This is a genomic window from Paenarthrobacter sp. TA1.8 (assembly GCF_048595705.1).
In the GTDB taxonomy this organism is placed as follows: domain Bacteria; phylum Actinomycetota; class Actinomycetes; order Actinomycetales; family Micrococcaceae; genus Arthrobacter; species Arthrobacter nitroguajacolicus.
The window spans coordinates 927,779-940,314 of the sequence record NZ_CP184287.1 but is presented as its reverse complement, the minus strand read 5'-3'; the positions used below and the strand labels follow the sequence as shown (position 1 = coordinate 940,314).

Here is a 12,536-nt window from a genome sequence, read left to right as displayed (position 1 = left end):
ATTTACAGTAACGCCTTTACCAGGGGCCGTACGGGCCGACATTTCGGTTGCCGCCACTGCCGGCCTCACGCACGGCGGGACGGACATCGGCAAGGTAGACGCAAGCTGCGGTGACGGCCGCGATGCCGAACAACCCCAGGCCGCTGCCGCCGGTGAGGACGGTCAGTGCGCCGATCGCAAGCGCCACTCCGGTGAGGGCAAGCCAGAAGGTCTTGGTGCGCTTGGAAGCCGCCACGAAGAGCGTCGGCTTATGGCGCAGGCAGTCCGCGAAGGCCCAAAGTTCCAAGGCAAGGGCAACCAAGCCAAGGATGAAGTACACCGCGTTGGTGACAATCGCGATCAAGAATTTTCCGTCCACGCTCTCCAGCCTAACCGTCCAGCGACTTCAGCGCTTGCTCAAGGTCGGACCAGAGGTCTTCCACGTTCTCGATCCCTACACTCAACCGGACCAGATTCTCCGGAACGCTGAGCGGCTCGGCCGTGTGCCGGCGTCGGCGTTCAATCAGCGACTCGACCCCACCCAGGGACGTCGCCGGAAGCCAGAGCTGCAATTCTCGAACCAATTCGTCAGCGGCTTCGGCACCGCTGCGTTGTTCGTCGCCGGCGATTTGGATACAGAGAATGGAACCAAAACCCTTCATCTGCTCTTTGGCGCGCTCGTGTCCCGGATCCGTGGGGAGGCCGGGGAATCGGATGGCTTCCACGCGGGGGTGGCTGCTGAGGCGTTCAGCGAGGGTCGCCGCCGAGGCTTGGGAACGCTCGATCCGCAGCGCCAAAGTACGGAGGCCGCGCAATGCCAGCCAGGCCTCAAAGGGTCCGGCGATACCCCCGTGGATGATCCGGTGATGGAGCAGGGTTGCGCGTACTTCCGGATTGGACGTCACTAACGCGCCAAGGACAACGTCCGAATGCCCGGCCAGGTACTTGGTCACTGAGTGAAGCACGACGTCGGAACCCAGGCTGAGGGGCTGCTGCACCAAGGGCGTGGAGAAGGTGTTGTCCGTGACCACGATCGCGCCAACTGCGTGTGCGGCCTCAGTGAGCGCGCGGACGTCGGCGATGCCGAGCATCGGGTTGGTGGGGCTTTCCAGCCAGAGCAGGTCCGCGTTCTTGCCACTTTCAGGGCTGATGAGCGCCTTCACTGCGTCCGTATCCGTGATGTCCACGGTGCGAAGTTCAAGGAAACCCTTCTCGGCCAATTCAGTGGCCATGACCAGGGAACCTGCGTAACTGTGCGAGGGCATTACCACCACACCGCCGGCAGGAACAAGCGACAACGCTGAGCTGACCGCTGCCAGGCCGGACGCATAGAGCAGGCCCGGTAGGGTGGCGCCTTCCAGTTTGGCCAGCGCGTCCTCGAAGGGATCCCAGGTGGGGTTCGCGTAGCGCCCGTAACCGCGGTCTCCTTCGCCTAACGAGCCTGTTCCGAAGTATGTGGAGGACAGGACGATGGGAGGATTCACCGGCTCGTCATGGGCGCGGTCAGGGCGGCCGGCTGCAACTACGACGGTTTCCGGAGACAAATCGGCGGCGTGCTGATCGGAAAGGCTCATGGTTTCAGCGTAGTCGTGGGCAATGCTGTGGATAAAAGGCGTCTCGTATGCCGGTGATCGGTAGGCTAGTCGAGTGAGTATTAAGAGCCCAGGCCTTTTCATTGCCTTCGAAGGCGGAGACGGAGCGGGCAAGTCCACGCAGGCAGCCCGGCTCTCGGACGCCCTCGAGTCACGGGGGCTTTCCGTGCTGCGCACCCGCGAGCCAGGCGGCACCCCCATCGGAGAGAAACTGCGTTCGCTTGTCCTGGACCACGGGCACGGCACCATCGATCCCCGCACCGAAGCCCTCATGTTCGCGGCCGCTCGCGCAGCCCATGCCAGCCAGGTGATTCGTCCCGCCCTGGCCGACGGAACCGTTGTCATTACGGACCGCTACATTGATTCGTCCGTTGCCTATCAGGGTGCCGGCCGCGGCCTCGGCGCCGAGGGCATTTTGTCACTCAACGAATGGGCCACCGAAGGCCTGCATCCGGACCTGACGGTACTGCTCGACGTCGACCCCTCCGATGGTCGCCAACGCCGCACCGCAGGGGACGCCACCGAGGACAGGCTGGAGTCTGAGCCTGACGAGTTCCATTCCGCCATTCGGCACGCTTTCCTGGACCTTGCAGCAGCTTCACCGACCAGCTATCTGGTGCTGCCCGCCAAGGCCGACATTGAAACGTTGGCCGCCCGGATCCTGGAGCGGGTGGAGTCGCTGCTCGTTGACAACGGCGTGCCTGCCAATTCCGCGTCGTTGGAAAGCGAAACCGTTTCTGGCGACCGCCCGTGAGCGTCTGGGACGATCTCCAAGGGCAAGCACCCGTCGTTGCCCAACTCAAGCAGGCTGCGCAAGGTGAGACCGGACTTACCCATGCATGGCTGTTCACCGGCCCGCCGGGATCCGGCCGTTCGAACGCTGCCAAGGCCTTCGCCGCCGCGTTGAACTGCGAGCAGGACGACGTCACCATGCGTGGCTGCGGCGACTGCGCGGCATGCCACACGATCCTCGGTGAGACGCACTCGGATGTGACGTTCGTGCGCACCGAAAAGGTCACCATCACCATCGACGAAGCCCGCGAACTCGTGTCCAAAGCAGGCGACCGGCCAGCCACTGGTCGGTGGCGGATCATCGTGGTGGAGGACGCTGACCGCATGGCCGAGCGCACCACCAACGTTCTGCTGAAAGCCATCGAGGAACCCACTCCCAGGACTATCTGGATGCTCTGTGCGCCCTCCCCCGCCGACGTCCTGGTCACCATCCGTTCGCGATGCCGTCCCGTGAGCCTGCGACTGCCGCCAGCTTCCGACGTCGCTGACCTTTTGGTGAGGCGCGACGGCGTCGAACGCCAACTCGCGGACCGTGCGGCGCGGGCCGCGCAAAGCCATATAGGGATTGCCAGGCGCTTGGCCCGCGACGCCGATGCGCGGCAACGTCGGATGGATACCGTTCGTATCCCGCTTGGCCTGCGAGGCGTCACCGCTGCCGTGATGATGGCCGAAAAGTTGGTCAAGATCGCCACCGAAGAAGCCAACAGCTCCAACGACGAACGCGACGCCGCAGAGAAGATCGCGCTCCTGGCGAGCCTGGGTGCTCCCGAATCCGGCACCCTCCCACCGTCCATGCGTAGCCAGGTCAAGCAACTTGAGGAGGACCAGAAACGGCGCGCCAAGCGCTCCATCACTGACTCGTTGGACCGCACGCTGACGGATCTGCTGTCCTTTTACCGGGACGTCCTGATCATCCAATTGGGGAACGCAGTGGAACTGGTCAACGTTGAACTCAAGAGCGAACTGGAAGAATTCGCGGGCCATTCAACGCCGGAAACCACCCTGGCCCGGATGGACGCCATCAACAAGGCCCGTGTCCGAATCACCACCACCAACGTGGCGCCGCTATTGGCGGTCGAGTCCATGGCCACGAGCCTCATCCAGCAATAGGAGAATGCATGAAGTCCGCACCCCGCCGGTCCGCCGGTACCCCTTCAAGGGACCGGTCTGCCCAGCTTGATGCTGGTGGTGGTTCGGCAAGCCGGGGTGTTGCGGGGCGTGGGCCCCGCCGCGGGTTTGCGGCGCTATGCGTTGCCCTTGCTTCCATGCTGGTACTCAGCGCCTGCACCCTTCCGTTCCTGCCAACCCCAACGGCCAAGCCCTCCACCAGCACGGTTGATCCGTCCATCGCTGCCTCAGCTCCTGAAGGCTTGGAAAAGTTCTACTCGCAATCCGTGGAGTGGAACTCGTGCGAGGATGGCTACCACTGCGGCAAGGTCCAGGTGCCTAAGGACTACGCTAATCCGGCGTCCGGGGACATCACGCTTTCCGTCATCAAGTTGCCCAGCACCGGGAACAAGCAAGGGTCCATCCTGGTCAACCCCGGCGGACCTGGTGGTTCCGGCGTCGATTTCATCAAGGATGCCGGCAACACCCACTTCACCGAGAAGCTGCGGGCAAACTACGATGTGGTCGGTTTTGATCCCCGGGGCGTGGGCCGCTCCGCTCCTGTGACCTGCATGACCGACGCCGAACGTGACGCCGCGCGCGAAAAAGTGTTCCGCAAGAACACCGACGAAGGACTGGCTGCCGCACTTGCCTTTAACAAAGCCTTCGCTGAGCAGTGCGCCCAGCAGACCGGTGATGTCTTGGGCCATATCGATACCGTGAGCGCCGCCAAGGACCTGGACATCCTGCGCGCCGTAGCGAACGATGCCAAACTCAACTACTTGGGCTTCTCCTACGGCACGTTCCTCGGATCCACCTACGCTTCGCTCTTCCCGGACAACGTGGGCCGCGTGGTCCTTGACGGCGCCGTGGATCCAGCCAACAGCAACGAGGAACTGACAGCCGGCCAGGCACGCGCCTTCGAAAGGGCCCTCCGCACTTATGTGGCCAGCTGCCAGGGACAACAACAGTGTCCTTTGAGCGGATCCGTGGACAACGGTGTGCAGGAAATCCGTGATCTCATCAACGCCGTTGACCAGAATCCCCAAACCGCCAAGGACGGGCGTTTGGTAACGGCCAACGACTTCGTCAACGGCCTCATTCTGCCCCTCTACAACGATCAAAGCTGGCCGGCCCTGACCCAGGCCCTGGAGAGCGCCTTCTCCGGTGACGTCTCCCAGATGATGCGGCTTGCGGACTTGGGTGCAGACCGCGACCCCAACGGCACATACAGCTCCAATTCCGCTTTCGCGTTCCAGGCCATCAACTGCCTGGACTATCCGATGGTTACGGACACTGCCGGCATGCGGGCGGAGGAAGTCCGTCTTTTGCAGGACTCCCCCACATTCGGTGCGTTCTTCGCCTACGGCGGTGTCACCTGCAAGGACTGGCCCTACCCCAGCACCCGCACCCCGGCCCCGGTGGAATACAACGGATCTGCGCCCATTGTGGTGGTGGGAACCACTGGTGATCCTGCCACCCCGCTCGAGTGGTCCCAGTCGCTGCGCAAGCAGCTTGAGAATGCTTCCCTCGTCACGTGGGAAGGTGAGGGGCACACAGCCTACGGCCGCGCGAACTCGTGCGTCAGCACCGCCGTCGACGACTACTTCGTAGACGGAAAGCTGCCGCAGGACGGCCTCACATGTTAGAGGATCCTAGCTTCCCGCTTCTCCACCAGGAGCGGGAGCTGCTTGATGGAATCCACGACGACGGTGGCTCCGGCCGCGCGTAGCGTCGCCTCCGAGTGCGAGCCGGTCAGGACGCCCGCCACGAGAGACGCTCCGGAACGAACGCCCGAAAGCATGTCCGAGCTGGTATCGCCCACCACTGCCACCTCCCGCACATCATCGAGGTCCAGTGCCAGCACGGCTGTCAGGATCATGTCCGGGTACGGACGCCCACGCCCGGCATCGGCAGGGCAGAGGCTAAGGTCCGCCAGGCCCATCCACCCGAGCGATTCAAGCACCATGTTTTGTGTGTGGCGGCCGAATCCCGTAGCCAGGCAAACCTGCATGCCGGACTCACGCATCCACAGAATGGCGTCTTCCGCCCCGGCAATGGCGCGCACACCGCCGTCCTCAATGAGCTCGTCATAGGTTTTTTCGAAGATTTTGTTTGCGCTTTCGGCCACCGCGGGATCCTCGAAGAGGTGGCTGAAGACAGTCAATTTCGAGAAGCCCATGGTGTCCCGGGCATAGCCGAGCATGCTCTCGAACCGGGTGCTACCCGGTTCGATGCCGTGCTCCACAAGTGCCTTGGACATGGCCCGCTCTGTGCGGCCATCATCGGTGATGGTGGTTCCCACCATGTCCACGACGGCTAGCCTCAGTCGGTTCGGTGCATGGCTGTCGTCCCTGCTAATTTCGTCCCCGTTCAATGCGTCCCCGGTCATGGAGCGGCTCCTTCAGCTTGTTACGCGACTTCGCTTGTATGCATGGCGGATGGATCTCACCACAGTTGATTCCCCAGCTTCCGGCTGTCGGGAAACCACTGCCTGAACCCGGTCCGACGCGCGGGTGAACATCCCCGCAACGGCCGCCACTGCCCTCGTTTTGACCCGGGCGCGGTGCCTCTATTACAGTTATGTCTTGCGTGATCGCCCGGGAAACCGGTGATGAACGCGGTGCTTCCTTAGCTCAGTCGGTAGAGCGTTTCACTCGTAATGAAAAGGTCATCAGTTCGATTCTGATAGGAAGCTCGGTAGAGAACCCCTGGAAATCAAGGATTTCCGGGGGTTCTTCTTTTCTGCGCTCATACGCCGGCTGTGGTCGAAATAGCGAACATTGACGGAATTTCGCGATATGTGCGAAATATTGAACAACTGGGAATTCCGCGATATGTGCGAAATATTGAACACGCTGAGGCGACCCCCTTCTACCGCGCTGTCGACGGGCCTTCCCTGGGGCGCGCGATCAGCGAGACACGCAAAGAAGTCGGACTGACCCAGCAGGAGCTTGCCGGGCGGCTAAAGGTCACTAGGGGAACGATCGTCCGGCTGGAGCGAGGAGAAGCCGTATCCCTCGTGGTCGCCATGAACGCCATCAGGACTCTCGGCCGGGACGTGGCACTGGTACCCCGGTTCTCGAAGCTTCAGATCCGCCCATGAATCCAAGGAAAAAACTCAACGTCGCCGGAGGGACAGGTACGCTCGCACCTACTATTCCCTCACGCTCCTCGACGGCGGTGAAGTGCGCCTTGCCCCGCTATACGATGTGGCTCCCACCTTGCTGCTCTATGCACCAAGCAACAACGCGGGCCACACCGTTGGCGGGCAGATCCGGCTGGGCTATATAACTCTGGAACACTTGATTCGTGAGGGTGTGGCTTGGGGCATGCACGATGAGGACTCGCGACAAACAGCAGTCTATTGAGCGGCGGCCCGGCAAGGCGGCAATGACCCCAGCAGCCTAGCCAACCAGGGCCCGGTACCGGGAGCGGCGCCCTTGGCCATCCGTCCTGCCCCGGTTGGCCAGGACGTGAAGTTCGACGGCTATCACGTCACCCAGGCGGCGGCAGAACTCAACCGGTTCGGCCGCAGCATCAGGGCCCTCCTCCATCACCATGTCCACCACGCCAATGGCCGCGAGCGCAGCTGCGGTAATGCCCTGACGCTCTGCGAGCGCTGCGGCGTGCACAGTAGTCCGGTGCACTATTGCGCTGGCGCCTTCGGGTGGGAGCGGGGCGAGCCAGGCGTTCCGTGCGGCGATGGTCCGGTCGGCGGGCAGGAGGGCGAGTGCCCCTCCCCCGGTCCCTTGCCCCAGCAGGACTGACAGCGTAGGGGTTGCCAAGCCGAGGAGGTCGTATAGGGACCGGGCGATCTCGGCGGCGAGCCCACCTTCTTCGGCGTCCTTGGACAACGCCGCTCCAGGCGTGTCGATGATCGTAACAAGTGGAATGCGGAGTTCCTTGGCCAAACGCATCCCGCGTCGGGCATCGCGCAATGACGCCGGCCCCATCACATTGTTCCGTTGATGGCCCACCACCACACAGGATGTGGTCCCGAATCGGGCAAGAGCTACCAGCATTCCGTCGTCCTTGGTGCCATCCCCCGCACCGCGCAGCAACACCACGCTGCGAGCGGAGTGTTGAAGGAGTTCGCTTGTGGATGGCCTCTGAGTGTCCCGCGAGCGGACTACGGAGTCCCAGGCAGTTCCCTCGACGGGTTCGGAGAGTTCGCCGAGGCTGGTTGCCTGCGCACCAACGAAGTCCTCAGTCGGCCGCAAAAGGTCCAGCACCCGTCCGAAGTAGTCCCGGACCCCTTCGGGCGGAACCACGGCATCAACCAGCCCATGATCGAACAGGTTCTCCGCGATCTGGACCCCGGAGGGGAAGGCTTCACCGTGCAGGGCCTCATAGACACGCGGTCCAAGGAACCCCAACAGTGCCCCCGGCTCCGCAGCGGTGACGTGCCCCAGTGATCCCCACGACGCCATGACCCCGCCGGTGGTCGGATGCCGCAGGTACACCAGGTACGGCAGTCCTGCAGTGCGATGCGCCTGCACTGCGGCCACGATTTCCACCATGGCCAGGAACGCATTGGTTCCCTCCTGCATGCGGGTCCCTCCGGATGCTGGCATTGCCACCAACGGCAGCCCAAGGTCCGTGGCGCGTTCGACGGCGGCTACCAGCCTTTGCGCTGCATCCCGCCCGATTGACCCGGCAAGGAAAGCAAAGTCGGACACCACGACGGCGATGCGATGGTTCCGTATGCGTCCTTCGCCTGTGAGGACAGATTCGTCACTGCCGGATTTCTCCCGGGCCGTGGTCAGGTCGGCAGCGTACCCGGCGTTGGCAGAGCCAGCCACCCCCCGAACCGGACCATCCCAGGAAACGTATGTCCCGGCGTCGAGGACGTGATCCAGCAGTTCGTGGGCACCGAGCCGCCGGTGCGTGGCAGTGGCCGCCATTCAGCCCACCTCCGTTGAGGCCAGCCACTCCCGGACACCGTCGCCGTGCTGGTTCAGTAGCGGCGGGGCGGTGTGGGAGCGGCGGGTGGATTCGGCACCGGCGGCATTGTCGAAGAAGCGAAGCGGTGGCCCCGGCAAAGTCACAGATCCCAGGCGTGGATGCTCGACGTCTACCAACAACCCTTGGGATACCAGTTGCGGCCATTCATAGACTTCCTTGAGGGTGCGCACTTTACCGGCAGGAACTCCGGCGGCTTCAAGCTTGGCGAGCAGCGGCTCTGCGTCGTAGTCTGCGAACGCGGTCTCCACCACTTCAATGATGCGGGTCCGGTTACGGACCCGGTCGGCGTTGGTGTTGAGGCCGTTGGTGTCGATGCCGAAAGCGGAGGTAAAAGCAGCCCATAGCTTTTCGCTGCCGACACTGATCTGGACACTCCCATCCCGGCATCGGAACAGGCCGTAGGGTGCGATGGATGGGTGATGGTTGCCCTGAGCCTCAGGTTCCTCCCCTGCGACTGTGACCTTGGTGCCTTGGAACGCGTGAACCCCAACGAGCGATGCCAGCAGCGAGGTTCGAACCACTTGCCCCCGGCCGGTGTGTTCACGCTCCAACAGGGCGGCCACCACCCCGTACGCCCCATACATGCCGGAGAGCAGATCTGCGATGGGCACCCCAACGCGCTGTGGATCGTCAGGACCGGATCCCGTCAGCGACATCAGCCCGGCCTCGCCTTGAAGAATCTGATCGTAGCCGCTGCGGTGCGACTCCGGGCCGTCGTGGCCGAAGCCCGTGATGGACAAGATGACCAGGCGCGGGTTGATGCTGTGCATGGCATCAGTGCTGAAGCCGAGCCGTTCCAGGACACCGGGCCGGAAGTTCTCCACCACAACGTCGGCCCGCTCCAGGAGCTGGCGGAGGACGGTTTGGCCGTCCTCGCTCTTGAGGTCCAGTGCCAGGGATTCCTTGTTGCGGTTGCAGGACATGAAGTACGTCGCCTGCGGCTCGTCCTCGGGTCCCACAAAGGGCGGTCCCCAGCCCCTTGTGTCATCGCCGGAGCCTGGGTTTTCTATCTTGATGACCCTCGCTCCGAGGTCTCCCATCATCATGGCAGCGTGCGGGCCTGCGAGCGCCCGGCTGAGGTCCACCACCAACCTCCCTGCGAGGGGACCGTCGGCTGCCTGGAGAACAGGGGCTGTTTCTGTCAGTGCTGAAGTCATGGAGTTCCTTGATATGTAGTTCAGTTGCCCAGCCGGGACAGAAGGACGGCGACGGCGGCAGAGACTCCTCCTGCCAGCGACCCTTCCAGCTCGGGAGCGAAGAACGGTGAGTGGTTGACGGGGACGGGGCCTGGCCCTTCGTGGCCGGCTGTGGGGGTGCCGCCGAACATCCAGAACACGGAAGGCACTCCAATGGCGGTGCCCAAGTGCCCAAAGTCCTCGCTGCCCATCATCGGTGGGGTGATTTCGACAGCTTCGGTCCCCAGTGCAAGTCGCAGGGCCTCCACAACGGAAGGAACGGCGTCGGGATCGTTAAAGCACTGCGGGAAGCGGTACATTTCCTCGATGTCCGGTTGCGGCGCTCCGGAGGCGGCGGCTTCTGCCACAATGATGCGGCGGACTGCGGCGAGAACCTGGCTGCGGACGTCCTCGTCGAAGGTACGGATGTTGAGGGTGAACTCGGCCGACGCCGGGATGATGTTCTCCTTAAGACCAGCGTGGAAAGTCCCTACGGTCACGACGGCGGACTTCCGCGGGTCCAGCTCACGGGACACGATGCCCTGCAACCGGGTGACCATATGCGCGGCCATGACGATGGGATCGATGGAATCCTGCGGCTGCGAGCCGTGCGACTGCTGGCCGTGGACGGTGACCCTCAGCGAATCCGCCATCGCGGCCACCGGTCCGCTGGAAATGTCGACCGTACCCACAGGCCGGGGCATAACGTGCTGGCCGAAGACCACTTCCGGCCGCGGGGCCTTGTCCCACAGCCCGTCGTCGAGCATCGCAAGTGCACCGGCGGCAGTCTCTTCACCGGGCTGGAAGATCAACACCAGAGTCCCCGACCATGCGTTCAGGTTGCCGGCAAGCACTTCGGCGGCACCCAGCAGGCTGGCCACATGGGTGTCATGGCCGCAGCCATGCATCACGGGGACCGTAGTGCCGTCCGGCAGGGTGCCTGTGTCGGTGCTGGCATATTCCAAGCCGGTGGCTTCTTCAATGGGCAGGCCATCCGAGTCGGCCCGGAAGGCCACCACGGGACCAGCGCCGTTGCGCAGGATCCCCACAACGCCGGTGCCCCCGCAACGGAAATGCTCAATGCCAAGGCCGTCCAGTTGTTCCTCGATCAGCTTGGCGGTGGCAAACTCCTGCATGGACAGTTCCGGATGTGCGTGGAGGTGCCGGTAGAGGGCATGGAGCTTGGTGGTCTGGTCTGAGTCGAGTCGGAGGGCGGTCACTGTTGAAGTCATGGGTCTTGTCTTCCTCTTGGATGCTGTATTTGAAGTCATGGGTCTTGTCTTCCTCTTGGATGCTGTATTCAGGCTGGCGTGGCTTGGCTACTCTTCACGGATTGCAGGTGCCGCAGGGGATTGAGCCCCACGGAAGAACCACGCCAGCAGGATGGTGCCGAGGACAGCGATGGCGGTGGATACCATGGCGAGCGACGGCACCAGCGGCAGCACTACGAAGACGACGACTGCCGAAACCACCAGGGCGAACACAGTGGTGCGGGGCTGCTTCATGGAAACGATGGCCTGCACCAGGACAGCGCCCAGCACGGCGGGCAGTACGTAAAGACGCGTGACGAGCAGTACCGATGGCGGGATGACGCTGATCAGCCAGGTGCCTAACAATCCCACGAAGAGTGCCAGTGAAAACAGGTGCACCACTGCTGCTCCGCAGATGGCAACGACGGCGGCAAGTTCGGCTCGTTTGCTGCCTGCCTTTGCACCGATATTGGTTTGTGCAATCAGTGCCGCGGGGAGCAATTTGCTGGAAATGTTGCCGATCATGAACGCTTGGTACATACCGGCGGGTCCCAAAATCGGGTAGTACGTGAGGGGTTCCACGATCCAAATAATGCCGAAAGTGGCGGCCACGGCGGCGAAAGCGATCCACAATTGGGCAGCACCTATGTCCAGGCCGCCGAAGAACACCAAGTACAACGGACCTGCAAGGGAGATCAAGAGACCGGCGATCATGGTGATCTGGCCCCAGCGGGAGGTTGTGCGGTTGAAGTCCGCCATGCCAGTGCTGCTGGAGGTGGGAGCGGAAGTGATGGAAGACATTGGGGATGTTCCTTTCGTGCTCAGGGAAATGACGGCGGCAGTCGTTTGCCTCAGGCGCCGACAGCGAAGTAGGCGGCGACCAGTCCGAAGACGATCGAAAAACCGAGCCCCCACTCCCGGAGCCAGCTCCTGCCGAGTCTCTTGGCCAGCAGAAGGCACACCCCCATGACGGCCGCGGAGACAACGAAGGAAAGGACGTGTGTCCCGGACTTGGGCAGTTCAGTGAGCCCGAGGCAGGAGAACGCTCCAATCAGTGCCGCCGCTGGAACAATCGCCATGGCGGCCGGATTCACGGAGCGGATCTTGGCGTCGCCCTTGCGGAGCAGCGGCGTCAGGATCAAGGTAGCGAGCATCCACATGGCGCCACCAATGCTCATGACGAAGAACGCCACGGCAAAAACGCTCTGGGTGTAGCTGGCATCTCCCAGCTTGGCCCCCATCGTGCCCGCGGAAATGCTTGCCGCTGACACCTCGTAGGCCGCTGACCCCATGAGGCCGATCCGCACAAGAACTGCCGGCGCCCCAAAGAGGCCCAATAAAGCGATGGCAACGAGGCACACCGCCAGGGAGGGCCCGATGGCCGATACAGCGCCGGAGCGGAAGGACGTCTTGATGTCCTGCGTGCTCATGTCCACGGAGGGGGCAGCCCGTCTGGCGGCTTTCATGAAGATAACGGACTGAATGATGATCACGCCGAAGACGCCTGCCACGCAGATCCACAGGACGGGGTTGTTGGCGATGGCCATGATGTTGGTGGCGTCGTTGGCGAGCGGTTGAAGAGCCAGGGGTTGGTGCAAGGGAACCTCCCAGGTGTTGGCCCCTCGACAGGTCCTTAACCGGACTACTCTGTGCGGCTTGGGTATGCTTGGGGG

Annotated in this window: 12 protein-coding genes and 1 tRNA gene; 5 read left to right on the top strand and 8 right to left on the bottom strand. The window is 63.1% G+C overall.

The features are described 5' to 3' along the window. Positions 1-16: 16 nt before the first annotated feature. Positions 17-358 (bottom strand): DUF2516 family protein, encoded by a 342-nt coding sequence (locus ACNAOT_RS04620; protein WP_017198060.1) that lies wholly within the window; start codon positions 356-358, stop codon positions 17-19. A gap of 10 nt (positions 359-368) precedes the next feature. Beyond that, the gene (locus tag ACNAOT_RS04615; RefSeq protein ID WP_420180202.1) at positions 369-1,553 is read right to left on the bottom strand and encodes a trans-sulfuration enzyme family protein; all 1,185 of its coding nucleotides are present in this window, start codon (positions 1,551-1,553) and stop codon (positions 369-371) included. 73 nt (positions 1,554-1,626) lie between these two features. Between ACNAOT_RS04615 and tmk the strand changes: the two genes are divergently transcribed. The 3 genes from tmk to ACNAOT_RS04600 are packed head-to-tail and all read left to right on the top strand — an operon-like array spanning position 1,627 to position 5,119. Next, positions 1,627-2,325, top strand: a complete 699-nt coding sequence (gene tmk, locus ACNAOT_RS04610; protein WP_420180201.1) for a dTMP kinase — start codon at positions 1,627-1,629, stop codon at positions 2,323-2,325. After that, positions 2,322-3,473, top strand: a complete 1,152-nt coding sequence (locus tag ACNAOT_RS04605) for a DNA polymerase III subunit delta' (RefSeq protein ID WP_420180200.1) — start codon at positions 2,322-2,324, stop codon at positions 3,471-3,473. Before tmk ends, ACNAOT_RS04605 begins: the two co-directional genes overlap by 4 nt. Positions 3,474-3,481: 8 nt before the next feature. Further along, a complete protein-coding gene (locus ACNAOT_RS04600; protein ID WP_420180199.1) occupies positions 3,482-5,119 on the top strand; it encodes an alpha/beta hydrolase in 1,638 nt (545 codons plus the stop codon). On the opposite strand, the gene ACNAOT_RS04595 is transcribed toward ACNAOT_RS04600, so the two are convergent. Continuing rightward, entirely contained in the window at positions 5,116-5,862 is a 747-nt protein-coding gene (locus ACNAOT_RS04595; protein ID WP_420180198.1) for an HAD family hydrolase, read from the bottom strand. The genes ACNAOT_RS04600 and ACNAOT_RS04595 overlap by 4 nt on opposite strands. A 233-nt stretch (positions 5,863-6,095) precedes the next feature. Between ACNAOT_RS04595 and ACNAOT_RS04590 the strand changes: the two genes are divergently transcribed. Together ACNAOT_RS04590 and ACNAOT_RS04585 are read left to right on the top strand one after the other, a co-directional pair. Beyond that, positions 6,096-6,168, top strand: a tRNA-Thr gene (locus ACNAOT_RS04590). A gap of 141 nt (positions 6,169-6,309) precedes the next feature. Further along, a complete protein-coding gene (locus ACNAOT_RS04585) occupies positions 6,310-6,576 on the top strand; it encodes a helix-turn-helix transcriptional regulator (RefSeq protein ID WP_420180197.1) in 267 nt (88 codons plus the stop codon). 301 nt (positions 6,577-6,877) lie between these two features. Here ACNAOT_RS04585 and ACNAOT_RS04580 read toward each other — a convergent pair whose 3' ends face one another. The 5 genes from ACNAOT_RS04580 to ACNAOT_RS04560 all read right to left on the bottom strand — a co-directional run bounded on the left by ACNAOT_RS04580 (position 6,878) and on the right by ACNAOT_RS04560 (position 12,461). Then, positions 6,878-8,377 (bottom strand): carboxyl transferase domain-containing protein, encoded by a 1,500-nt coding sequence (locus ACNAOT_RS04580; protein ID WP_420180196.1) that lies wholly within the window; start codon positions 8,375-8,377, stop codon positions 6,878-6,880. Beyond that, a complete protein-coding gene (locus ACNAOT_RS04575; protein ID WP_420180195.1) occupies positions 8,378-9,595 on the bottom strand; it encodes a CaiB/BaiF CoA transferase family protein in 1,218 nt (405 codons plus the stop codon). A 20-nt stretch (positions 9,596-9,615) separates the two neighbouring features. Then, positions 9,616-10,845 (bottom strand): amidohydrolase, encoded by a 1,230-nt coding sequence (locus tag ACNAOT_RS04570; RefSeq protein WP_420180194.1) that lies wholly within the window; start codon positions 10,843-10,845, stop codon positions 9,616-9,618. An 87-nt stretch (positions 10,846-10,932) separates the two neighbouring features. Then, positions 10,933-11,664 carry a hypothetical protein gene (locus tag ACNAOT_RS04565; protein ID WP_420180193.1) on the bottom strand — a complete coding sequence of 244 codons (732 nt, stop codon included), beginning with the start codon at positions 11,662-11,664 and terminating at the stop codon, positions 10,933-10,935. Positions 11,665-11,714: 50 nt separating this feature from the next. Continuing rightward, the gene (locus ACNAOT_RS04560; RefSeq protein WP_420180192.1) at positions 11,715-12,461 is read right to left on the bottom strand and encodes a DUF5058 family protein; all 747 of its coding nucleotides are present in this window, start codon (positions 12,459-12,461) and stop codon (positions 11,715-11,717) included. Between the last annotated feature and the right edge of the window lie 75 nt (positions 12,462-12,536).

Excerpts from the sequence above, each read along its gene's own strand:
- ACNAOT_RS04595 (WP_420180198.1), bottom strand. The coding sequence starts at position 5,862 with ATGACCGGGGACGCATTGAACGGGGACGAAATTAGCAGGGACGACAGC.
- ACNAOT_RS04570 (WP_420180194.1), bottom strand. The coding sequence starts at position 10,845 with ATGACTTCAACAGTGACCGCCCTCCGACTCGACTCAGACCAGACCACC.
- ACNAOT_RS04615 (WP_420180202.1), bottom strand. The coding sequence starts at position 1,553 with ATGAGCCTTTCCGATCAGCACGCCGCCGATTTGTCTCCGGAAACCGTC.
- ACNAOT_RS04565 (WP_420180193.1), bottom strand. The coding sequence starts at position 11,664 with ATGTCTTCCATCACTTCCGCTCCCACCTCCAGCAGCACTGGCATGGCG.
- ACNAOT_RS04600 (WP_420180199.1), top strand. The coding sequence starts at position 3,482 with ATGAAGTCCGCACCCCGCCGGTCCGCCGGTACCCCTTCAAGGGACCGG.
- ACNAOT_RS04575 (WP_420180195.1), bottom strand. The coding sequence starts at position 9,595 with ATGACTTCAGCACTGACAGAAACAGCCCCTGTTCTCCAGGCAGCCGAC.
- ACNAOT_RS04580 (WP_420180196.1), bottom strand. The coding sequence starts at position 8,377 with ATGGCGGCCACTGCCACGCACCGGCGGCTCGGTGCCCACGAACTGCTG.